Raw genomic sequence first — 21,871 nt, 5'->3', positions numbered from 1 at the left:
AAACTTACTCATTGTTATTTCCTATTTTTCAGATTGTAAGGATAGCCTTAAATGCCTAGAGGTAATGTCAAAGTTAAAGCAAGCCTTTGGTATTTGCTTAAGTGTGGAAGATAGGCACTTTACAATACAAGATAGTATGATTGAGAAAGTTGAAAAGGATGTTTACCAATTTTCTTTTCGTATTACTTATCATGAGCTTATTAATTTTGAACCTGATAATGAACTTATCACAACCATTGAACACCATATAGAAGGGAGCAATAAATGAGTTTACCAAACGTGATGATTAACTTCAAACAGACAGGTGCAACAGCTATCCAAAGAGGCGAACGTGGTATAGTGGCACTTGTATTGAATGGAGAAACACAAGAAGTACATGAATTAAACAATATAAAAGATGCAGCTGGTATTGCACAACTCACAGACAAACAAAAAGAATACATACAGTTGGCATTCATGGGATATATCAAACCTCCTAAGAAGGTCATTATTATTTTTAGAAGAGGTGAGGAAGAGGATTATAGTCACGCTCAAGAAGTATTGGAATCTCTTAAATGGGATTATCTAGCTATTCCAGAGATTGAGAGTGGAGATGTAGCTAGTATGGTTGTGTGGATGACAGGTCTAAATAAAAGGTGCAAAGTAGTCTTACCTAATGCAACTACAGCAGATACAGAAAAGGTCATTAACTTTACTACCACAAATATTAAGACTAGTGAGGGTGATTATAGTACAGCAGAATATACCTCACGAATAGCTGGCCTTTTAGCTGGAACACCTATGACGATTAGTGCAACTTTTGCACCACTTAAAGAAGTGATAGGATTTGACCAATTGACTAAAGAGCAAATGGATCAAGCCATAGGCAAAGGGCAATTAATCCTATATCATGATGGAGAAAAAACTAAAATTGCAAGAGGAGTCAATAGCTTTACCACAACCACACAAGATAAAGGAGAATCCTTTAAGAAGATAAAAATTGTGGATGCTATGCACATGATTGAAGATGATATAAAAAAGACTTGTGAAGATAGTTATATTGGAAAGTATTCTAATAGCTATGATAATAAATGTGTGCTGATTACAGCTATTCAGGCATATCTTGATCAGTTGGTGATGGATGGTATCTTAGATGTAGACTTTAAGAATGTGGTAAAGATTGATGTAGAGCAACAAAGGAATTATCTGAAGCGTATTGGTGTGGATGTGAGCAATATGAAAGAACTTGATATTAAAAAGGCTAATACAAGGGATAAGGTGTTTTTGAAGTCACAGATTAAGATATTGGATGCGATTGAGGATATTGTATTGAATGTTAGTATATAGTGATATTTATCAAATAGTATGATAAAATATTTAGAAAAAAGCTTACTGGAGGGATATATGAGTAAATTATCATGGGGGAGTATAGCTATTATTTTAGGAAGCTTAGTTTTATCACTTCAATTATATGGATTTAGATTATATGCGCAAACAATCGGTTTTGATGCAAAGGGGTTATTAAAGAGTGATGATATCACAAGAGCATCTTTAATGACTATGGGGGGATTAATTATTTATGGAGGCATATTAGTGGTTATGCACTTTATTGAAGAAAGGAAAAAGTATTGATATTGGATAATAAGGGCTTAATATAGCCCTATTTTTTATGCCACAAGAAAGGAACAACATGGATAAATACAATGCACAGCAAATAATGAATGGAACTTGGGGTGAGGTGTGGATAGACGGAACCTATATGGCAGAAGTCACAGCCTTTGAAGCCAAAGTTTCACTCGATAAAACAGATGTCAACATGACAAGAAGATTAGCAAAATCTCAGAAGGTAACTGGTTTTTCGTGTAGTGGTTCGCTCACGATGAACAAAGTATCTTCTTTTTTTATTAAGAAATTAAATGAGGATATGAAACAGGGCAAGCAAACAGCTTGTACCATTATATCAAAGCTAGATGATCCTGATGCAATCGGTTCAGAACGTATTGTTATTAAGGATGCAGTCTTTGATGAATTAATCCTTGCCAACTGGTCAGCGAAAACATTAGGAGAAGAACAAATTAACTTTACATTCTCAGATTGGGATTTATTAGATATTGCAGAATAGAGGAGGACATAACAGATGTCATTAATAGATAAATTACTTCAAATGGACAATAAAACAATTATGGAACTGCCTAAAAGAGAGGTGGAAGTACCTAGACTTACTCAAACCTTAGGAGAACCTTTTAAGGTAGTATGTCAGGCAATCGATGGAGAAAGGTATGCAGATATTCAGAAGGCTTCTATTGACCTTAATAAGAAAGGTGGCGTGCGTAATATTAACCTCTTTGATATGCAGGTACTCACTGTTATTGATGGTGTGGTAGAACCTAGTTTAAAGGATACAAAGCTATTGCAGCACTTTAATTGTGTAACACCAAAGGAGTTAGTCAAAAAGTTATTTTTAGCTGGTGAGATTGCAGATCTATCAAATGTGGTTACAGAGCTATCAGGCTATGATAAAACAGAAGAGGACGAAGAAGAAGTAAAAAAGCAATAAGCCAGGATTGGGAGTTACAGCTTATGTATCTCCTTTTTAAATATAAAAACATAAGACCAAGTGAATTCTATCATATACCACTTGGAGAAAAGCGCATCCTTGCCTGCTTTATGAAACTAGAGATAGAAGAACGACAGCAAGAAATGAAGCAGATGTATGGGGGTGATTAATGGCTAATATTGTTGATGCGATTCTTAGGCTAACAGATAACTTCACACCTACATTAGTTAAAGCGCAGGATGGACTTACTAAATATTCAAGGCAGGCTCAAAGGGTTAGCAAAGACCTCCACAAGATAGGGAATAACATAACCAATATGGGGAAATTCCTCACTCTGGGGGTTACAACTCCTATTGTGGGTATAGGAACAGCCAGCCTAAAAGCAACAATGGATTTTGATAAGTCAATGTCGAAGGTTCAAGCTTTATCAGGTGCAACAGGTGAGCAACTTATACAACTTAAAGAAAAGGCTACAGAACTAGGAGCAACCACAGCCTTTAGTGCCTCACAAGTAAGTGAGGCAATGCAATATATGGCTTTAGCTGGATGGAAAACAAATGATATCCTAGAAGGTACAGCGGGTATCTTAGCAGCTGCAAGTGCAAGTGGTGAAGAGTTAGCCACAGTAAGTGATATTATTACAGATGGTTTGAGTGCTTTTAGCCTAGAAGCAAGTAAGGCAAATCATTTTGCAGATGTACTTTCAACCACAGCAACTAATGCGAACACCACAATAGGTATGATGGGTGAAGCGTTTACTTATGCTGGTTCGGTAGCTGGGGCGTTAGGCTATAGTGTGGAAGATACAGCTCTTGCTATTGGAATGATGGCGAATAGTGGGATTAAGGCAAGTCAAGCTGGTACAGCTTTAAGAAGTATGATGACTGAACTGAGTGGAACGATTAAAGTAACAGGGAAAAACTTAGGTACATATATAATACAAACATCTAATGCAGATGGAACGATGAAGCCCTTTAGAGAAACTTTACAATCACTTAGAACAGCCTTCAAAGAATTAACTGAAGCTGAACGGTCTGCAATGGCTGAATCTTTAGTTGGCAAAAATGCAATGGCTGGATTACTTGCCATTATGAATACATCAGATGAAGCTTTTAATAGTCTAGCCACCGCAATAGATAACTCGACAGGTTCAGCCGAACGAATGTCTGACGTGATGTTAGATAACTTGGCTGGTCAAATCACTCTTATTATGAGCGGTGTGGAATCTCTTGCACTTGCAATAGGAGAAAGATTAACGCCATATGCTAGAAAATTAGCTGATAGTATTCAAAATGTCATTACTACATTTAATAACATGAGTGATGAGCAAAAAGATACAGCCTTAAAGATAGGAGCATTTATTGCTATTATTCCTGTGGCTATTTTAATATTCGGCAAGATGGTCAAAGGGGTAAGTGGTGCTATTGGAGCGTATAGTAGATTTTCAAAAAATGTTCAAATGGCTGGCTCAATCTTTAAGGTTATCTTTTCACCAGCTAATAAGATTGTACTTACTATGACAGCTATTGCTTTAGTGGCTGTACTTGTCATTAAGTATTGGGAGCCTCTAAAAGGATTCTTCTTAGATTTAGTAAGTAAGATTGGCAGGTATCTTGAAGCTTGTGGTGTGGACTTTAATAAGATGAAGGAAACATTTAATAAAGTAGTACAAGCTATTGGATTAGCTATTCAGGCTCTAATAAGTTTTTTCATGGGCTTATGGGAGAAAATCAAGCCTTTTGTTGAACTTTTTGGTATGAGTATCTTTGTGGTATGTCATGAAATAGTGGGAGCTTTCCAAGGGATGATGACCGGTGTGGGTAATATCATTAATGGATTGATGAGTTTATTTGGAGGCCTTATTGATTTTATTGTGGGAGTATTCACAGGAAACTGGGAAAAGGCTTGGCAAGGTGTAAAAGATATCTTTAGTGGTATCTTTGAAGGCATAGCCGGTGTATGTAGAAGTGTGATGAATACCATTATTGGCTTTATTAATAGAGGAATTAGAGGACTAAATAAGCTGACTAATATCAAACTTCCTGATTTTTTAGGTGGGAAGCAAATAGGTTTTAGTATTCCTGAAATACCAATGCTCTACAAAGGAACTGACAACTGGCAAGGTGGTACAGCTATGATTCATGATAGAGGGGCTGAAATTGTGGATTTACCAAGAGGAACAAGAGTCTATCCACATGATGAAAGTATTAAAAAAGCCTTTAATGATGGTGCAAGAAGTAGTGGCAGTTTTAACATTGCAAAACTAGCAGACACTATTATAGTTCGTGAAGATGCTGACATTGATCGAATTGCTAATGCACTCTATAACAAAATGAAGAAGTATGCTTTTAATAGGTCATAAAGGAGGTATGTGTGGACTACTATCTTTCATTTAATAACAACGAGGAAAGGTTAAGGCTACCGGTCATTCCTTCCTCTTTTGAGGTTTCAATACCACATCAAAATACTACTGTAAATATAACGAACTTAGGCGAGATTAATCTAATAGGCAAAACGGGGCTCGCTACAATGACAATAGAATCTTTCTTTCCAAACCAGCAATATTCTTTTTGTCTATACAATGATTTTCCACAGCCCTATGACTGCATTAAGATGCTCTTGAAGTGGAAGGACTCAGGCAAACCAATTAGAGTGATTGTTACAGAAACTCCTATAAACTATGCAATGGCTATAGAAAGCATTACCTATTCTGAAATTGATGGAACAGGTGATGTTTATTTTATTTTGGAGCTAAAGGAATATAAGTTTATTAAGGCAAGTAATGTGACTACTACAACCACAGCAAATGGCACAACCTTGAAAGTGTCTGAAACCAAAAGGGAAACTAAGCCCATACCATCTGAATATGTGGTTAAGAAAGGTGATACATTGTGGGGGATAGCAAAGAAAGTAACAGGCGAAGGCTCTAATTATAAGGTCATCGCAAAAAAGAATAATATAAAAAATCCTGACTTGCTTAAGGTAGGACAAAGGCTGGTGATATAATTCCAAAGGTATTATTGAAGAATAAAAATGGATTTATAGATGTAACACATATGGTGAGTGAAATTATATGGAGTGGAAGTGAAGATGAAATAGCTAGGAAGCTAGAACTTAACTTTCTATATCCTTTACATGACCACTATACTCCTGAAGTCTATCCAAACATAGGCGAAGAATTATTCCTTTATGATGATAAAGATGTGGAATTATTTAGAGGAAGAGTATTTTATAATGAGCGACTAGGGGAGCAAGGTACAATCCAAGTAACAGCTTATGATGATGCAATAAGATTGGCAAAAAGTAAAGGTACATATAACTTTAAAGGTACAACAGCTGAAGCAATCACTCAGATAATTTGTAATGATTTAGGTGTGGAAATAGGAGAGTTAGCTCCTACAGGGATATCACAAAAGATGCTTTGTAATGGTGAGGGCATATATGAGATTATCCAAAAGGCCTATGAAGGGGTAAGTAAGCAAAATAAAAAGAAGTATAGTATTGGGATGAGACAAGGCAAGTTATGTGTGGATGAGATAGGGAAAGAAGTTGTAGCCACTCCAATTAGTTCAGATACCAATATCCTAGAGAGTTCTTACTCAGAAAATGCAGAAGAAGTTATTAATAGAGTAAAGATTTATGATGAGCAAGACCAGTACTTAGGTGTGGTAGAAGATAAAGAGCTTATTGCTCTAGTAGGTATTTTTCAAGATGTCTATACCAAAGAGCAAGACAAACAAGCTGGAACAGTAGCAAGTAATATGCTTAGAGGGATAGAGCAAAGTATAGAGTTAACCACACTAGGCAATACTTCATATGTTAGTGGGAAATTAGTAAATCTTGAAGACTCGGCAACCAAACAGCTGGGTCTATTTTTTATTGTGAGTGATAGTCACAGTTGGAGTGGTGGGCAATATACCACAAATATGTGTTTAAGAGTTGTGAGAATACACTAAATTAGTTATACTGAAATGTATAATACAGAAGGAATATTTAGTGGGGGGATAGAGATGCGTATACTTGTACAGTTCTGTGTAAATGCAGACATTATAGAGTGTCCAGCGTTTATTCTAAATGATTTAAAGTCCTATCAGAATGAATTTACAGAATGGCTCTATGATAAAACAAATGACCACGCTTATTGGATGTATAAGGATGGAGAAAAATATGGATGTAGTTATCGCTCAGAAGCATTTGTAGAATGGCTTAATAAATTTATTTTAGATAAACATGAAGAAAAGGCTAAAGTTGTAGAACAAAGTGTTGATGAAGATGGATTGGTTTGTAGAGCCGAATATCCTAAAGATATTACAGCATTAATCCATACTGAAATAGAAAGTTTTAGAAAATGGCTTACAAACAAAAATAGTGAGGGCATTTGTAAAGAGGAGGAGTATAAAAAGAAATACGGCATGAGGAAGTATATAGGGTATGCTTCAGCGGAGTGGATAAATAGTTTTATTTTAAATGAGAGAAATGAAAAAGCTTATGTTATAGATAAACAGATGGATTACGATGAAATGAAGGCAATGCCTAAAATATTTTTTTAAATAAGAAATTAGAGGTATTAGAGAAAATTATAAATGTGAGGGATATACATTATACAAGTAGACATTTTATGAGTGGAGGGGTATCTTGAAAGATACAAAAACTGAATTTTATTAAGCTGTAAACTGTGGTCAAGAAATAGAGTTTAGTTATAATGGTAAACATTATTTTGAAAGTAGAGATAGCAATAATGATTGGTATATATATTGTGAAGAAAGTAAAGAAAAACAACGTTTTATATCCTCTAATGAATTACTCCTAAATGCTAAGTTTGCAGATAAAAACATTAATGATATTTGGGAAGATATTATAATCGACTATATCCTATAAATATAAGTTCTCAACCAATAAAATAATATTTGTTTTGTGAAGGAGTACTATTATGAAACAATATGAATATAAGCTTTCCTTTTTGCCTGAAGCAACAAATGATTGTGAAAAAGTATCGGACCTTGAAACAACTTGTGAAGTAAAGGGGAAATATCCTTGTCCATGTTGTTGTTATAATACATTTCCTGTTCCTAAAGAAGATGCCATCGCTTATATATGTCCTGTATGTTTTTGGGAGAATGATGTTTTTACATCAAGCGATGATGAGCCCAGTGATGAAAACCGAGGAATGACATTAAACGAAGGACGAAGAAATTATAAAATATTGGGAGCTTGTAGTCAGGATATGCTTATACATGTAAGAGAGCCAAAGTCAGATGAATTCCCCAAATGAGCATAATACTAGGGTAATCATGGAGTATTTAACCAACCAAATAGTGATTTTACTAGCTCTAAAATTAATTCAATAACCTACTTAATAGTACTCTTAGTAGAAATTTACTAGGGGTATTTTTTATGCCTTGAAAGGAGTGATAACAATAAATAACCCATACACAGGACTATTAAACATTATGCAAGAACAAGGAAAGAAATATAATACACCATCTGTATGTATTGGAAAGGTAGTAAAGGTGCAACCATTACAAATTAAAACAGGTGAACTATTACTAGATCAAGATGATCTTTTAGTATCTGACCTTCTAACAGAGTCCTATAAAAGAAGTGCTCATATCGTATCAAGTGGAGAACTTACCTCAAGTACTCAAGCCACCTCAGGAGGAACGGGAGATGCATCCTTTGCCACACATAATCATAAAATTAGTGCATCCTACAATTTGAGTGGAACAGCAGATATAGTTTTTAAGACTGACCTAAAAAGTGGAGATCTATTAGCTCTTATGCCGACAGAAAATAGACAAATCTATATTGTGCTTTGTAAGGTGGTGAAGCTATGAGTTTATTTCCGTTTATGAGAAGTGTGGAAGAGCAAGACATAGCCGCGCCTAAGATATACAAAGAGTATGAATTTAACTTTGAAACAGGTCAACTTACAGGAAAGATATTAGAGGGTAAAGAAGCTTTAAAGATGTGGATTTATAAAACACTTCTAACTAAACGCTATAAGCACATTATTTACAGTTGGGATTATGGTCAGGATTTAGAAGAAATTATTGGACAAGGCTATGAGAAAGGCCTTATAAGAAGTGAAGTGGAGAGAAGAATAAAAGATTGTTTACTTGTTCATCCACACATTAAGGAATGTAAGAACTTTGATATTAAGCTACAACAAGACCAACTACATGTTGATTTTACAGTCAATACAACTTATGGGGAGGTGAATATTAATGTCCCTAACATATGATGCATTATTACAAAGAGCTCTTAAGAAGGTATCAAGTCAAATGGATACTTCTGAGGGTTCTTTTTTATTTGATGCCATAGCATCATGTGCGGCTGAACTTTATGAAGCCTATTTATATATAGAGGAACTAGAAAAGAGAGTCTTTGCAGATACAGCTTATGGTGAATACCTAGAAAGAAGAACAGCTGAAAGAGGTATCTATAGAAAATCAGCAACTCATGCCATTAGAAAGGCTTACTTTAATATTGATGTCCCTATTGGCTCACGCTGGGCAAAAGAAGAATTGGTGTATACAGTTACGGAAAATGTGCAAGATGGTGTATTTCTCACCAAGGCGAACCAAACTGGTGCAATAGGTAATAGATATAGTGGTGAATTGGTGAATATGGACTTCATAGAGAACCTAACGAGTGCAACTTTAGGAGAAGTGGTGATTGCTGGTGAAGATGAGGAGAAAGATGAATCACTGAGGTTAAGGTATTTTAGTAGTTTTGAAAAAGAAGCCTTTGGAGGGAATAAACGTGATTATGAAGAGAAGATTGGAAAGATAGAAGGGGTAGGTGTGGTTAAAGTTTATCCTACTTGGGCAGGAGGTGGCACTGTGAAAGTAAGGTTACTCGATGCAGAATATAATGTACCTTCACCTGAATTAGTTCAAACGGTTCAAGAGTTAGTTGACCCAATAGAAACAAGTGGAGAAGGCTTAGGTATAGCACCCATAGGGCATAAGGTTACAGTAGAAGGTGCAGAAGAAGTAGAACTACAGATAACCACACAACTTACCTTTAAAGAGACTTCATGGGAAAATGTGAGGCAGGATGTTGAAGGTGTGGTAGAAAAGTATTTTAGAGAGTTAAGGAGTAAATGGTCAGAGGATGATGTGGTAGTAAGAATAAGTCAAATTGAAGCAAGGCTATTAGATATAGAAGGAATCATTGATGTACAAGGAACTAAGCTAAATGGAAGCAGTACTAACCTTTATTTAACCGATGAACAGGTTCCTGTGCTTGTAGGTGTGGTCAATGAGGCTTAATAAATATTTACCTGACTTTGTAAGTAACATTAGAGAATTTCAAGAGCTAGATAAAGCCCTAACACCTGAGCTAGATGAACTTAACCACACTATCCAACAAATCCAACAGAATCAATTTGTAGAGACAGCCAATCACGAAGGGCTAAGTTACTATGAAAGAATGCTTAAGATAAGACCTGATAAAGATATGGAAGTTAGAAGGTTTAATATCCTAAGTAAGTTCAACTCTACAATACCTTTTACAATGAGATGGTTACAAAATACCCTAAATAGTACCATTGGAAAGGAAAGTTACTTACTTGATCTCGACCACACGAACTACACTTTAATGATTAGTATTATGAAACACAAAGAGCATCTCATAACCCATTTAAGGCAAGAGTTGGAGGATAAACTTCCAGCTCATTTAATTTTAGTCATAAATGTATTAAGTCCTGTAGATATACCACATTATGTAGGTACATATATCCAAACAAGTGACACAATAGAAATCTAATATAAAGGAGACATCATGAGTGAATTTAAAACTAAATCCATAACCACAAAAGGAATGGAGTTGCTTTCAAAAGCCATTAGTGGAGAGCAGCTAGAATTTACAAGAATAGAAATGGGAAGTGGAAACTTTGAAGGAGATATTGGCTTGACAGAATCATTAGTTGAAGTCAGACAAAGCTTGCCTATCAATAAGATTGTAAGGAAAGGCAGTCAAGTTACCTTAAGCACATCTCTTAAAATTGAAGATATAACCACACCCTTTGAATGGACTGAAATTGGAGTCTATGCAAGGGGGGAGGATAATGTAGAAGTGCTTTATATGTATGGCTATACTACCAACAGTTCCTATATCTCAAAGGATTCTTTAAATGAGAAGATGATTAATGTAACCGTACTTGTAGCAAGCACCACACAAGTTACAGCAGTCATTGATAAGAGTCTAGTCTATCTAACAGCTGAAGCTTTGAAGGAGCATGAAAATGATAGAGAGACTCATCAGGATATTAGGGCGAATGTGGAAGAAATTCAAAGGCAAGTAGAGGAACTAGATGTATCTTGGGAGGGGATTCAGAATAAACCTACAGAGTTTCAACCTATTGACCACATCCACACAAAAGCACAAATAACAGACTTCCCCTCTTCACTTCCAGCTAATGGAGGTAATGCAGATACTATAGGAGGTAAAAAGTTTAACTGGTCTTTTGGCACTAAAGCACCCACACACCTATGGGGTTCAGAAGGTTCTAGTACAGAACAATATGTTTATCAGCCTAGTCAAGTAAGTGTAGGTCATGCAGTGAACTCAGATAAAATAGGCAATGTGTCAGCACAAAATATTGCAGTATATCTTGGCTCAAATCCAAGTACATCTATTATTAATAATCCGGCACATCATCAAAACTATGATTGTTGGGTACATAGTACACAAGCTACAGCTATAGGATTACCTGATGCAGGAAATTGGCATTTGAGTTACAAGAAACACCTGAATGTAGATGGATATGGTACACAAATAGCTATGCCATATGGAAGAAATGAAATGTATATGAGGTCTTCGTCAGGTAAGGCGTGGACAAGATGGGAGAGACTAGGAGGAATGGGCATGCAAATAAGAGCAAGTAATCATGTAAAAATAACCTATAATATTCCAAGTATGGATGTTACACCCATAAGTGCAGACAATGAAAAGAAATCCCATCGGAAGATAGCATTGCCTTGCACAAGACTACCTAAATTAAATGGTTCGGCTAGAATTAAGGTGACAACTACTTGGAGTGGTACAACCAAATCCAATGCATCAGCAGCAGGGAAAGCAAGTGGGTATTGTGAAATATTCCTAACAGCCTCTACCTTTTTAACAGATAGTCACAGCGTTAAAAAATCATTTGCTGATGCACCAGTAGGAACAAGTTTAGAGTTAACACAGAACCAATCCCATGCAAAATCACCCAATTTGGCAGGCTTTATAACAATTGGTCTATCTGCTATTAATGATAATGGTTATATAGAAGGGATTCAAACGGTTCAAGGAGGAGGCGCATTAAATGGCACATTAACACAATGTGGTGATGTTTGGTTTAATGATGAATCAGTAGATATTATGATTGTACCAACTTTATCACCACCTAGCTGGACTTCTTTTACTAAACTCACTATGTCAGGTAAGGTAGAGATTTGTTATGACGAATTGAATGTATAAATCAAAGAGAATTTTCGACACTTAAGTTGCAATGCACTTAGGTGATTTTTTATATCGAGAAAAGAGGTGACAACATGAATTTCACAGAATTACTACAGACTTTTGGCTTTCCAGTAGCTTGTGTGGCTTGTCTTGGATTTTATATTGCCAAAGTGCAAGCAGAACAAAGAGTAGATTCAAAGGAACGAGAAGAAAAGCTACTTACACAGCTAGGAGAAATGTCAGCTACAAATAAAATGCTACTTGAAACAAACGCAATATTAGCAAGAGATATTAATACAAAACTCGATCAGATTGTTAAAAATATAAAACAGTAAGAGAGGTACATAAGATGCAAATCAAAGAAATGATCATTACACCAAACCCATATAGTAGACCACAGAAGAAGATAGGACAAATTAAAAATATCGTTATCCATTGGATTGGCAATGCTGGAACGACAGCAGAAAATAATGCGAAGTATTTTGATGGATTGAAAGGAGGAAAAAAGAACTCAGCTGGTGACTACATCTACGCATCATCTCATTACATCATAGGCAATGATGGTGTGGTAGTAAGATGCGTTCCTGAAAATGAGGTGGCTTATCATGCAAGTAAGGCTAATAGCCATTCTATAGGTGTGGAAGTTTGTCATCCTGATTGGTCAGGAAAGCCTACACAAAAGGCACATGAGAGCCTTGTTAGCCTATTAGTAGAACTATGTAAAAAGTACAAATTAGAACCTACACGGGCCATTATTCGCCATTATGACGTAACAGGGAAGACTTGCCCTAAGTATTATGTGGAAGATGTGGGGGCATTTAAAAAGTTGAAGGAAGAAGTAAAGGGTAAAATGAAGGAGGATAAAGAGCTTGTTGAAGCGGTGAAGGTGTTGCAGAAGAAGGGGGTTATTAGTAGTCCCGAGGTGTGGATTAATGGGGTTTATACGAGGGATAATGTGAGGTCGCTTATACTAAAATTATCATATACCCTATAAAGAAACTCAAAATAATAAACTGCTATATACAATCCAAGTTATGAGTTATAATTACATCATATGAATTAAAAGGGGGATTAGGATGCTAAACAAGATAAAGCAACCTGTCATTTACTTAATATGGAACTTGTATATGTGGGGAATTATTTTGGTTGAAAGTAAAATAGTAAACTATGCACAGAGCCAAATAAAAAGGACTGGTCAAATGGAGTGGAGTTATTTAGGGATGTTGGCTCAAGTAGGTGTGTGGATATTGGTAGGCTTAGGTATAAGCTGGTTAGTAAGTAAAAAAAGTATTTCCTCAACAAGAGATATACGATTAGAGATATGTACTATATTAATTCCAAATGCTCTACTGGTGTTATTAACATTTCCATTGGGAGTTTTAATACCAATGCAGCGTCTGCTTATAGTATCTATGGGGAATTTGCGATATGTAGGGGGGCTTATAGTTGGGGTGGAGATAGTCAAATTTATTAAATATATAAAGAATAGAAAAGAGGGTTAAGTGCTGATATAACATTAAAGTAAGTAGCTAGACATTTGAGAGGTGAGTTCCTACATTGGAGAAAATGCAGAAATCCCAAACAATTAAAGTGATGATACACTAGAGTTAAAGCATAGAATGAATAGTCCATTGATTGTGATGGTTATATCCGCGATATTGTTACACCAGAGTGTTATTTTATATTTCATAATAGGAAGGTGTTTATGATGAAAAAAAAGATATTAATATTGTTGATTGTACTGATAGGTATATGGGGGTGGTACATTAATGAGCATTCACCTAAAAATTTTCAACATCTATTAGGTTTTAGAATGGATGATGTTGTTGAAATACATCTTGTCTGGAAGGATCAACCTAATAGTATAACTGACCACTACCAAATTGACCAAATCCTGAGCTATCTCAGCTCATTTAAATACATAAAAAAAACTGTACAAGAAATTTCACAAGATAACTTGAAAAATAATAAATATAACTTAAAAGGTGTGTGGTTTGTAAAATCTAAGGGAAAAACAACCTATATGGATTTTTGTAAAGATGAAGTACGTTCTGGTATAACTTATTATTACATTCCAGACGGTCATATTGATGAAAACACTCTAAAAACACTTTCAGGGGAATAAGTAAGTGAGGAAGAAATAATAATATGGAAGACCGATTAATTCACAAGACCAACTGAATCTAATAATTTAATGTGCCAGCCATTATGGTTGGCCTTATTTTTACATTCATTAGGGATTTATAGTAGGGGGAATGTGAGGGGATTTTTTGTGAAGTATGTAAAGAATGTTAGAAATGATTGAATTGAGTGTTATAATATTAAGTGGTAATTAGGGGGTGGGACGATGAAGAGAATATCTTTAGGCACAGTAATAATTTTTATGTTTGTAATTTTACTAGTAATTACGCAGCACTTTAGATATCCGATTAAGTCAGATAATAGTAATCTAAAAAAATATATATTAGAGTGGTCGAATCGTCATAATAGAAACAATGAGATTCCTAAAAAAGATGTTCAAATACTTGATTGGATAGACTTTGAAAACAGAAGGCATGTATCCATTTTATTGGATAGTCAATTAGGTGAAGTTAGACTTATAAAGGGGATAAATGGTAAATATATGATAGAGTCCTCAGGTCATGGAACAGGAAATTTTAGATATCGCGTAGAAGAAGGTAAAAATGAAAAGCGCTTTATATTTGCTGGAAAGAACACTGACTTATTAATAAATAAAATATCGTTTATCTTAGAAGGTGAAGAGTATACTATAAATGTTCCAAAACAAGAGTATTTTATGGTTGGTTTTGAGGTTAATAACAATATAGAGAGCACGTTTCCTGAGTCTGAAACACTAAGATTTTATGATGATGAGGGGAAAGATATAACATTTGATGTTGAGCGAAATACGTTAGAATAAATATAGATAAGACCGGTCCAAAAGACTGGTTCTATTTTTTTACCCAATATTCTTATCCACACCCCTATAAATATTCTTCTACCCCATATCACTAAATACTTCTAGCCCCTTAGAACTTTTCTTCTAGGGGGTTCTTTTTTATTTCCAAGGGGGTTCCATGAAAACAGGGAGGGGGATATAAGGATGTGAGGATAAATAATATATTTATAATAAAGCTTATAATATGTTTTATAGTATCGTTATTGTTAAAGAAAGAGAGTAGGAAGAATGAGGACAAAAAAATAAGCAACTAACCACATTGAGTTAATCACTTATAGTAAATAAATCATTTAACGTACATCCAAGAGCAGTACAAATGGATGCCATATTTTCAAATTTTATAGATTCAGTTTTATTATTTGCTAGTCGGTGGACACTTTCATATTTCATGTCGCATTCTTTTGCTAGCCAGTATATGGTTTTACCTTGCTGTTCTAATATCGCTATGATGTTATTTGTTACTCTCACGTACTTGTCACCTCGGTAGCATATTCTTGTACTTATTTTATCACATGCCCACTTAAAAAGATACAACCTATAAACAGGTGACCTGTTGACTGGGTATATCCGTTATGGTATAATATCACTATAACAACTTGGACAAACTAGAAAGGAGTACAGCTATGCAAAATACCACATCTAATACTATGGAAGGTCTTTGGATTGGCCTTGACATTCTTACAGATTCTAATTTAACACTTCAAGAAAAATTCACACTAGCAATCATCAAGGCATTAGATAAAAATAACGGTTGCTTTGCATCAAATAAGTATTTTGCAGAAATCCTTCAAGTAACACCTAAACGAGCAAGTGATATTATCCAATCACTCATTACCAAGAATTACATAATCTCAACCCTTGAGGACAACTATAAACGAACAATTCGTGTGGTTAAGAATACATTACCACAGGAAGAAAATATTGAGGAGGAGGTACCTCAAGAACAACAAGAACTATCAACCACACCACCTAAAAAGAAGCCACTCATGTGGAAAGGCTTCGACCTTAATAAGATGGCTGAGGATGCAATCGAAAGGCTTAAAAGAAGATTCCCTGAGATAGAAGCTTTCCTAAAGGGGGAGCCTATAGATCAGGCTCAACCCACTCGCTTTAGAACGAATGAAGAACTGGCAAGCACCTATAGGGAAGTACCAACTGAATGGTGTGGCGTAAGTCAACTACAATTTACATAGAGGTGATAAAATGACAAATAGAGAACTAGCAGTAAAAATTGAACAACTAACTAAGCGATTAGAGGAAATTGAAAAAAAGAAGAAGCATGAAAAAGCACTATATTCAGTTGAAGAAGTAGCTAAAAGGTTAGGGGTAACTAGGGAAGCTGTTTATCAAATGATTAAGAGACAGGAAATTCCAGCTATTAAGTTTGGAACTATAAAAATACGTGCAGTAGATATAGAAAAAATCGTAGGAAGTACATTGTAATGGAACGATTTAGTATATCCATAAGCAGTAGAATGAAGAAGCAACTAGGACTTATGGCAAAGGCTAATTTTAGAAACCTAAATGGTGAGATTAATAAGGCCTTAGATGATTATATAAGGAAGAATGGTACAAGTGTGGTAGAAGATGCACTAAATTGGTGGGAGTGTGAATCAAAAGGGCAAGAATGTCAACCACAGCAACACCTAATTGAACCAATCAAGCACCAGCAAGCACCAATAGTACACCAAAATGCACCAATTATAACCACACTACACAATACTGATGAAATAGAAGAATTTTAAACAACAGGGAGCATGACAACATGGCAAACAATGTGAAAAATTTAGGACTTGATATGGGTAACAGCACCATTTGTGTGGCTGGCATAAATGATAAAGGTGAGATAATAAAGGCCTACACGAATAGCGTATACTCAATGGATACGGCTCTTATAAGTGGAGATATTATAGAATGTAAGGGAGTTAAGTTAGCACTAGGGGTAGGGCAGACTACCCTTAGTAATGTGGACAAGACAAATAGAGAATACATAGAGCATCAAATAGTATGGGCAGTACATAGTTTATATGGAAGTGGCACACATTATATTAACTTAGGTGTGGGATTACCAATCAGTATCTACAAAGCCAAGAAGGAAGAGTTTAGAGAGAAGATAAAGGCTCTTGGAACAATAGAAGGTGTGGTTAATGGAAAAGAGATATCAGTAAACCTTGTTGATGTTAAAGTACAAGCAGAAGGGTATGCAGCACTTAGGATTCTGACAAATTATATAGACAAAGATAATACCACACTTATTATAGATATAGGAATGAAGACCACAGATGTTATCCTAGTAGAATGGAATGGTAAATTTACAATAAGCAATTATGGAACGACTAACATTGCCCTTTATGATATGTATAAGGTATTGCAGGATAAGATTGCTAGTGAGGGTGTAGAAGTTACTATAGAGCAAATCGATAAAAAGTTTCAATCCAATAAGCCAATTATTAGGACAGAAAAAGGGGACTTTAATTTAGTTGACCATTTGTCAGATATACTTCCGGTTTGTAGAGACATTATGAAAGACATCGAAAATAGGTTTGGTAAGACCATCTTGCATGATAAGGTATTTGTTGGTGGAGGGGCAGAGAAGTTTTTGGGAGCTGTTGAAGGGAAGGTTAAGAATAATGTAGAAGTAGCAATAGAGGTAAGATGGTGGGGAAATGCGCTGGGTTATGTAGAAAGTTTAAATTAATAGGTATATTGAGAGCATCTAATCTTAGAAATAGGGCCTTATGTTATAAGGCAAGAGATTAAAAATTAGGGAGCAGTATCTATATAAAGGTATTGCCCCCTCTTTTTTATTTCCACTCAATAAAATACATATTTCAAACTTTTAAATCCACACTAATTACTGAGGTGAAATTTATGAACAAAAACGAAGTGTGGATAGAAGCAGGTTCAAAGTTACGCAATATAAGAAAGAAAAAAGGTTTATCGGTATTTCAAGTTAGAGACGAGTTAGGAGTGCGACTTATTTATATAATAAAGTTAGAACGTGGTAAGGTGATGCCTTCAGAGGCAATAATAGTTTCATTAGCAATGCTTTATGAGATAGATAGAAAACAAATATATGATATGTATCAGTTAATTGAAAGTAATAGGGCAGAAGAAATAGCATCATTATCACCATATTTGAGGCAGATTGCTAATGATCGTTCAATTAGTAAATTAGCAACACAAGAATATTTTGATGAAGTCTTAGATGAATTGAAAGAGATAGCAGAGAAATATAGGATATAAATTAGGCCTTATTGTAGGTCTTTTTTTGTACACTCATATACATATTATCTGCTCTATATCTCACACTAGACATATGAGGTGGCATATATGAAAAAAAATCAAATGTGGGTGTGTGCTGGTGAGAAATTAAGAGAATTGAGGAAAGAAAAAAACTTATCAGTACATAAAGTTGGAAGGCAATTAGGCGTATCAGGAAATTATATTAGCTTAATAGAAAGAGGGAAAACCTTACCCGGAGAGTCAATGTTAATAGGTTTAGCTGAATTTTATGATATTGATAAGCAAGAGTTATTTGATATGTATGGAAGGATAGAAAGTGAACAAGTTCCCAATATTATTGCATTACCTAGTTCAATAAGAAAAACACTTAATCAAATATCTAAAGACAAATCGCTTTCGAATGAAGAAATAGATGAAGCTATACAAGCACTTCGTGAAATGGCAGAGCACTTAGCAAAAGAAAAGGAGAGATAGATATGTTTAATAAATTTCTAGAATGGTATGAGGAAACAATGGTGGAGATATTCCCATATAATTTTCTAGTTCATTTTGAAGAGGTTATTCTGATACTTGCGGGTATTTTTATAGGGATTCTTATTATGTCGGCATTTGGGGCAAATTTTTTAAGAGACTTGTATAGTGTAGATAATCATGGTATTCATGCATTCAGAATGATTAGGGTTAAAGAGGGAAGAAAGACGCTGTACAAGGTTTCCTTTAGGAACTTTTCTGAAGCCTTTCAACAGTTATTGCTTTTGGGATTTAGCCCAATTTTTACATTTAAAAATTATACTAAGAGAGATGAAAAGAGGACTAAACGATTTATTATAAGCATGTTTATTATGGGAATATTGATGATAGGCTTTGCTGTATTATCTATATGTACAGTATTTCATTCAAAGTTTTAATTAGGTATACTATAGAATGCTGAATTAATATGGAGTAAAATATAGTATAAGAGTTAATAAAATAAGCCTCCTAAAGAGGAGGTCTTACATAGTTGTGTTAAATTAATGTAAAAAAACTTAAGTGAGTTACAAATGAGTTACAAACGAGAAAATCTATAAAAATAGATTGTGCAAAAATAGCCCTAAGTATTGTAAATAAAGGGATTGATGAAAATTAAAAAATGACTCAATTACAGCTTCCCAAGCTGAGGACGCGGGTCCGATTCCCGTCATCCGCTCTTAGTATATAAAATGTGACTTAAGCTTTATGAGATAAGGCTTAAGTCTATTTTTTTATTGTATAATGAATTATTTTATATAATTAAATGTAAATATTAGTATATCAATCAGATAATAAATACAGGAGGAAATAGTAATAGATTATGAAAAAAGTATGTCCGAAATGTAATTATGAAAATAATGAGGGGGATTTCTACTGTGCCAATTGCCAAGCAGAACTAAGGCAGCACACAGATGCTCATGCTGACATCACATATTATAATATTTCTAATATGAGTAGTATAGGTAAAGAGATTTATGGAATAGTACAAAGAGTTTATTAAGAAATTTTGCAATTGCACAATTTATCTTAATAGGTATAGGGCTAGTATTAATCTTCATAGGATATATTTTTTAGCGTAGACAAAATACGCACTAAGAATATCCATAGGGATTGTACAAGAAAAGGAAGATCTAGAATCTATCTTTAAAAGGTTAGTTAGGGTAATAGTATTAAGGCTTAGCATTATACTGAAATAATTAATTGAGCAAAAATAAATCATTTGTTATTGCTAGTTGCCATTCCATTATATAGTGCTTTACTTATTGCAATGGAATTATTAAGGCATTTCAAGACAAAATAAGTAGTATTTCAAACACTTACCATTTGGTAGGTGTTTTTATTTTATAAAAATATATTTTTCTTCAAACTTTTTGATAAGATAGAGGGTATATAAAGTGAAGGATACAAGAAGGGATGTGAAAGAGTGAGAGGGAGCAAGGAAATGATACGATTATGCCATATAGGGTTATTGTCGATGAAAGTTTAGGCTAATTTACATGAATTAGGAGGGTATCATTTTAATTACATACCTCATGATTAAGAATGTCATATACCTCCTCTGCATTAACAGTAGTAAAGTCTAAGGGGGAGAGTACAATTTTATATTTTATCTGAATAAAACAAGCTAAAAAACTTTCTAAAATCATAAAAAGGTGTAAAATAAAATTAAGACATCAAGAGGAAGGGCTGAAAATATGATTAATAAGGATAGCTTTATTGCGGACACTTTAAAAAGATTAGAAAAGCTTGAAGTAGGAAAGTGTTTAGATATCCGTACTTTTAAGAAAGATAGAAAAGTAGTTATCGAAAAACTTGCAGTAAACTATAATGTTTATGAAGAGGGGTTTGAAAAGCAGTCTTTTATGAATCTAGAAGTACAGGATATGAAGAAATTGTTAAAGACACTGGAAAGAAGAGAATTTCCAAGAAGCAATAAGCTTAGAGTTTATGTAGTAGATGCTAAGGAGGCAGGTCGTGTTACTTATTAAAAATGGTAAAGTATTGACAATGGCAGGGATTACTTATGAAAAGGGATGTATCCTTGTGGAAGATGGAAAAATCAAAGAAATAGGGGAATCTATTGTAGAGACAGAAAATATGGAGATTATTGATGCTAAAGGTGGCTGGGTTATGCCAGGTATTATAGAAGCACATTGCCATATAGGGATTATGGAAGAAGATAAAGGCTTTGAGGGAAATGATACAAATGAAATGACAGACCCAGTTACACCACAGCTTAGAGCCATTGATGCAATTAATCCAATGGATACAGCCTTTAATGATGCAGTAGAAGGTGGTGTAACATCGGTTATGACAGGGCCAGGAAGTGCTAATGTAGTAGGTGGCCAATTTGTCTTTATGAAAACAAAAGGAAAAAGCATAGATGATATGATTGTGAAAGAGCCAGCAGCAATGAAAATTGCTTTTGGAGAAAATCCGAAGCGTGTCTACAGCGGTAAAGGTAAAATGCCAGCTACACGTATGGCTACAGCAGCACTGCTTCGCGAAACGCTTACAAAAGCTGCGCAGTATAAAGAGAAGAAGGAAAAAGCCCTTGCAAAAGGTGAGGACTTTACAGAAGACTTTAAACAAGAGGCATGGCTTCCAGTGCTTAATAAAGAAATTCCACTTAAAGCCCATGCACACCGTAGCGATGATATTCTTACAGCTATCCGTATTGGAAAAGAATTTAATTTACATATGACACTTGACCACTGTAGTGAGGGGCACTTCATTCCAGAGTATGTAGCAGCCTCTTCTTATCCTGCTATTATTGGTCCAACGTTAACACGTAGAAGTAAAATAGAAGTTCAAAACAAAACCTTTAAAACACCAGGAATTGTACATAAGGCAGGTACGCTTGTAGCGCTTACAACAGACCATCCCGTCATTCCTGTGCAATATTTAAGTAAATGTGCCGGACTTGCTGCAAAGGAAGGTTTAGGTATTGAAGAAGGTCTTAAAGCAATTACCATTAATGCTGCAACTATTTGTGGTGTGTCAGACCGTGTGGGAAGTCTTGAAGTAGGGAAAGATGCAGATATTGCTATTTTCTCAGGAAATCCAATGGAAATTTTTACAGATACACTTTATACCATCATTGATGGGCAAATAGTCTATAAGGCTTAATCTACAACACCCCTTTATTTATGCTATAATGAGTTCAAAGT

At 34.9% G+C, this 21,871-nt stretch carries 32 protein-coding genes; 31 read left to right on the top strand and 1 reads right to left on the bottom strand.

The features are described 5' to 3' along the window. From ACLTBU_RS05665 to ACLTBU_RS05565, 21 genes are all read left to right on the top strand, one after another. A partial coding sequence (locus ACLTBU_RS05665; RefSeq protein WP_412218066.1) for a DUF6838 family protein occupies positions 1 to 268 on the top strand: 268 nt, incomplete at its 5' end. Further along, positions 265 to 1,326 carry a phage tail sheath C-terminal domain-containing protein gene (locus ACLTBU_RS05660; protein WP_412218064.1) on the top strand — a complete coding sequence of 354 codons (1,062 nt, stop codon included), beginning with the start codon at positions 265 to 267 and terminating at the stop codon, positions 1,324 to 1,326. The genes ACLTBU_RS05665 and ACLTBU_RS05660, both read left to right, overlap by 4 nt. A gap of 57 nt (positions 1,327 to 1,383) precedes the next feature. Beyond that, a complete protein-coding gene (locus tag ACLTBU_RS05655; protein ID WP_320651253.1) occupies positions 1,384 to 1,611 on the top strand; it encodes a hypothetical protein in 228 nt (75 codons plus the stop codon). Between the two features lie 37 nt (positions 1,612 to 1,648). Continuing rightward, positions 1,649 to 2,101, top strand: a complete 453-nt coding sequence (locus ACLTBU_RS05650; RefSeq protein ID WP_412218062.1) for a phage tail tube protein — start codon at positions 1,649 to 1,651, stop codon at positions 2,099 to 2,101. A gap of 15 nt (positions 2,102 to 2,116) precedes the next feature. Beyond that, complete coding sequence (locus tag ACLTBU_RS05645; RefSeq protein WP_412218061.1) at positions 2,117 to 2,536, top strand: phage tail assembly chaperone; 420 nt, start codon at positions 2,117 to 2,119, stop codon at positions 2,534 to 2,536. A 23-nt stretch (positions 2,537 to 2,559) separates the two neighbouring features. Beyond that, a complete protein-coding gene (locus ACLTBU_RS05640; protein WP_412218059.1) occupies positions 2,560 to 2,706 on the top strand; it encodes a hypothetical protein in 147 nt (48 codons plus the stop codon). Then, positions 2,706 to 4,898, top strand: a complete 2,193-nt coding sequence (locus ACLTBU_RS05635; protein ID WP_412218058.1) for a phage tail tape measure protein — start codon at positions 2,706 to 2,708, stop codon at positions 4,896 to 4,898. The genes ACLTBU_RS05640 and ACLTBU_RS05635 overlap by 1 nt, the downstream gene beginning before the upstream one ends. A gap of 11 nt (positions 4,899 to 4,909) precedes the next feature. After that, entirely contained in the window at positions 4,910 to 5,542 is a 633-nt protein-coding gene (locus ACLTBU_RS05630) for a LysM peptidoglycan-binding domain-containing protein (RefSeq protein WP_412218057.1), read from the top strand. A gap of 14 nt (positions 5,543 to 5,556) precedes the next feature. Continuing rightward, a complete protein-coding gene (locus ACLTBU_RS05625) occupies positions 5,557 to 6,492 on the top strand; it encodes a hypothetical protein (RefSeq protein WP_412218054.1) in 936 nt (311 codons plus the stop codon). A 54-nt stretch (positions 6,493 to 6,546) separates the two neighbouring features. Beyond that, a complete protein-coding gene (locus ACLTBU_RS05620) occupies positions 6,547 to 7,086 on the top strand; it encodes a hypothetical protein (protein ID WP_412218052.1) in 540 nt (179 codons plus the stop codon). Between the two features lie 380 nt (positions 7,087 to 7,466). Then, on the top strand, positions 7,467 to 7,808 hold the full coding sequence (locus ACLTBU_RS05615; RefSeq protein WP_412218050.1) for a CPCC family cysteine-rich protein: 342 nt from the start codon (positions 7,467 to 7,469) through the stop codon (positions 7,806 to 7,808). Positions 7,809 to 7,986: 178 nt separating this feature from the next. Further along, entirely contained in the window at positions 7,987 to 8,370 is a 384-nt protein-coding gene (locus ACLTBU_RS05610) for a DUF2577 family protein (RefSeq protein ID WP_412218048.1), read from the top strand. Continuing rightward, a complete protein-coding gene (locus ACLTBU_RS05605) occupies positions 8,367 to 8,777 on the top strand; it encodes a DUF2634 domain-containing protein (RefSeq protein WP_412218047.1) in 411 nt (136 codons plus the stop codon). Before ACLTBU_RS05610 ends, ACLTBU_RS05605 begins: the two co-directional genes overlap by 4 nt. Next, a complete protein-coding gene (locus ACLTBU_RS05600) occupies positions 8,761 to 9,810 on the top strand; it encodes a baseplate J/gp47 family protein (protein ID WP_412218045.1) in 1,050 nt (349 codons plus the stop codon). Before ACLTBU_RS05605 ends, ACLTBU_RS05600 begins: the two co-directional genes overlap by 17 nt. Then, the gene (locus tag ACLTBU_RS05595; RefSeq protein ID WP_412218042.1) at positions 9,800 to 10,306 is read left to right on the top strand and encodes a putative phage tail protein; all 507 of its coding nucleotides are present in this window, start codon (positions 9,800 to 9,802) and stop codon (positions 10,304 to 10,306) included. Before ACLTBU_RS05600 ends, ACLTBU_RS05595 begins: the two co-directional genes overlap by 11 nt. 15 nt (positions 10,307 to 10,321) lie before the next feature. After that, complete coding sequence (locus tag ACLTBU_RS05590) at positions 10,322 to 12,004, top strand: pyocin knob domain-containing protein (protein WP_412218040.1); 1,683 nt, start codon at positions 10,322 to 10,324, stop codon at positions 12,002 to 12,004. Between the two features lie 74 nt (positions 12,005 to 12,078). Then, positions 12,079 to 12,321, top strand: coding sequence for a hypothetical protein (locus ACLTBU_RS05585; protein WP_412218038.1), 243 nt, complete (start codon positions 12,079 to 12,081; stop codon positions 12,319 to 12,321). Positions 12,322 to 12,335: 14 nt separating this feature from the next. After that, on the top strand, positions 12,336 to 12,980 hold the full coding sequence (locus ACLTBU_RS05580; protein ID WP_412218036.1) for an N-acetylmuramoyl-L-alanine amidase family protein: 645 nt from the start codon (positions 12,336 to 12,338) through the stop codon (positions 12,978 to 12,980). Between the two features lie 82 nt (positions 12,981 to 13,062). Next, positions 13,063 to 13,488, top strand: coding sequence for a hypothetical protein (locus tag ACLTBU_RS05575; RefSeq protein WP_249332895.1), 426 nt, complete (start codon positions 13,063 to 13,065; stop codon positions 13,486 to 13,488). Between the two features lie 203 nt (positions 13,489 to 13,691). Beyond that, on the top strand, positions 13,692 to 14,111 hold the full coding sequence (locus ACLTBU_RS05570; RefSeq protein WP_412218032.1) for a hypothetical protein: 420 nt from the start codon (positions 13,692 to 13,694) through the stop codon (positions 14,109 to 14,111). Between the two features lie 222 nt (positions 14,112 to 14,333). Further along, positions 14,334 to 14,906, top strand: a complete 573-nt coding sequence (locus ACLTBU_RS05565) for a hypothetical protein (protein ID WP_412218030.1) — start codon at positions 14,334 to 14,336, stop codon at positions 14,904 to 14,906. A 303-nt stretch (positions 14,907 to 15,209) separates the two neighbouring features. On the opposite strand, the gene ACLTBU_RS05560 is transcribed toward ACLTBU_RS05565, so the two are convergent. After that, entirely contained in the window at positions 15,210 to 15,413 is a 204-nt protein-coding gene (locus tag ACLTBU_RS05560) for a helix-turn-helix domain-containing protein (RefSeq protein ID WP_412218028.1), read from the bottom strand. Between the two features lie 155 nt (positions 15,414 to 15,568). On the opposite strand from ACLTBU_RS05560, the gene ACLTBU_RS05555 reads away from it, so the two are divergent. From ACLTBU_RS05555 to ACLTBU_RS05510, 10 genes are all read left to right on the top strand, one after another. Continuing rightward, entirely contained in the window at positions 15,569 to 16,138 is a 570-nt protein-coding gene (locus tag ACLTBU_RS05555) for a helix-turn-helix domain-containing protein (RefSeq protein ID WP_412218026.1), read from the top strand. A gap of 10 nt (positions 16,139 to 16,148) precedes the next feature. Continuing rightward, the gene (locus ACLTBU_RS05550; RefSeq protein WP_320650811.1) at positions 16,149 to 16,388 is read left to right on the top strand and encodes a helix-turn-helix domain-containing protein; all 240 of its coding nucleotides are present in this window, start codon (positions 16,149 to 16,151) and stop codon (positions 16,386 to 16,388) included. Beyond that, positions 16,388 to 16,690, top strand: a complete 303-nt coding sequence (locus ACLTBU_RS05545) for a hypothetical protein (RefSeq protein WP_320650810.1) — start codon at positions 16,388 to 16,390, stop codon at positions 16,688 to 16,690. The genes ACLTBU_RS05550 and ACLTBU_RS05545 overlap by 1 nt, the downstream gene beginning before the upstream one ends. A gap of 20 nt (positions 16,691 to 16,710) precedes the next feature. Next, positions 16,711 to 17,643, top strand: a complete 933-nt coding sequence (locus ACLTBU_RS05540) for a hypothetical protein (RefSeq protein WP_412218023.1) — start codon at positions 16,711 to 16,713, stop codon at positions 17,641 to 17,643. A gap of 173 nt (positions 17,644 to 17,816) precedes the next feature. Then, entirely contained in the window at positions 17,817 to 18,191 is a 375-nt protein-coding gene (locus ACLTBU_RS05535; RefSeq protein WP_412218022.1) for a helix-turn-helix domain-containing protein, read from the top strand. Between the two features lie 87 nt (positions 18,192 to 18,278). Further along, on the top strand, positions 18,279 to 18,665 hold the full coding sequence (locus ACLTBU_RS05530) for a helix-turn-helix domain-containing protein (RefSeq protein ID WP_249332886.1): 387 nt from the start codon (positions 18,279 to 18,281) through the stop codon (positions 18,663 to 18,665). 2 nt (positions 18,666 to 18,667) lie between these two features. Continuing rightward, a complete protein-coding gene (locus ACLTBU_RS05525) occupies positions 18,668 to 19,099 on the top strand; it encodes a hypothetical protein (RefSeq protein ID WP_412218020.1) in 432 nt (143 codons plus the stop codon). 422 nt (positions 19,100 to 19,521) lie between these two features. After that, complete coding sequence (locus ACLTBU_RS05520) at positions 19,522 to 19,701, top strand: hypothetical protein (protein ID WP_412218019.1); 180 nt, start codon at positions 19,522 to 19,524, stop codon at positions 19,699 to 19,701. A 694-nt stretch (positions 19,702 to 20,395) separates the two neighbouring features. Next, positions 20,396 to 20,689, top strand: coding sequence for a hypothetical protein (locus ACLTBU_RS05515; RefSeq protein WP_177671338.1), 294 nt, complete (start codon positions 20,396 to 20,398; stop codon positions 20,687 to 20,689). Positions 20,690 to 20,708: 19 nt separating this feature from the next. Further along, the gene (locus tag ACLTBU_RS05510; RefSeq protein WP_412218071.1) at positions 20,709 to 21,830 is read left to right on the top strand and encodes an amidohydrolase; all 1,122 of its coding nucleotides are present in this window, start codon (positions 20,709 to 20,711) and stop codon (positions 21,828 to 21,830) included. Positions 21,831 to 21,871 lie beyond the last annotated feature (41 nt).

The sequence above is a fragment of the Zhenhengia sp. genome, assembly GCF_046966505.1.
Classification (GTDB): Bacteria; Bacillota; Clostridia; order Lachnospirales; family Cellulosilyticaceae; genus Zhenhengia; species Zhenhengia yiwuensis.
This window is presented reverse-complemented; position numbering and strand designations above follow the sequence as displayed.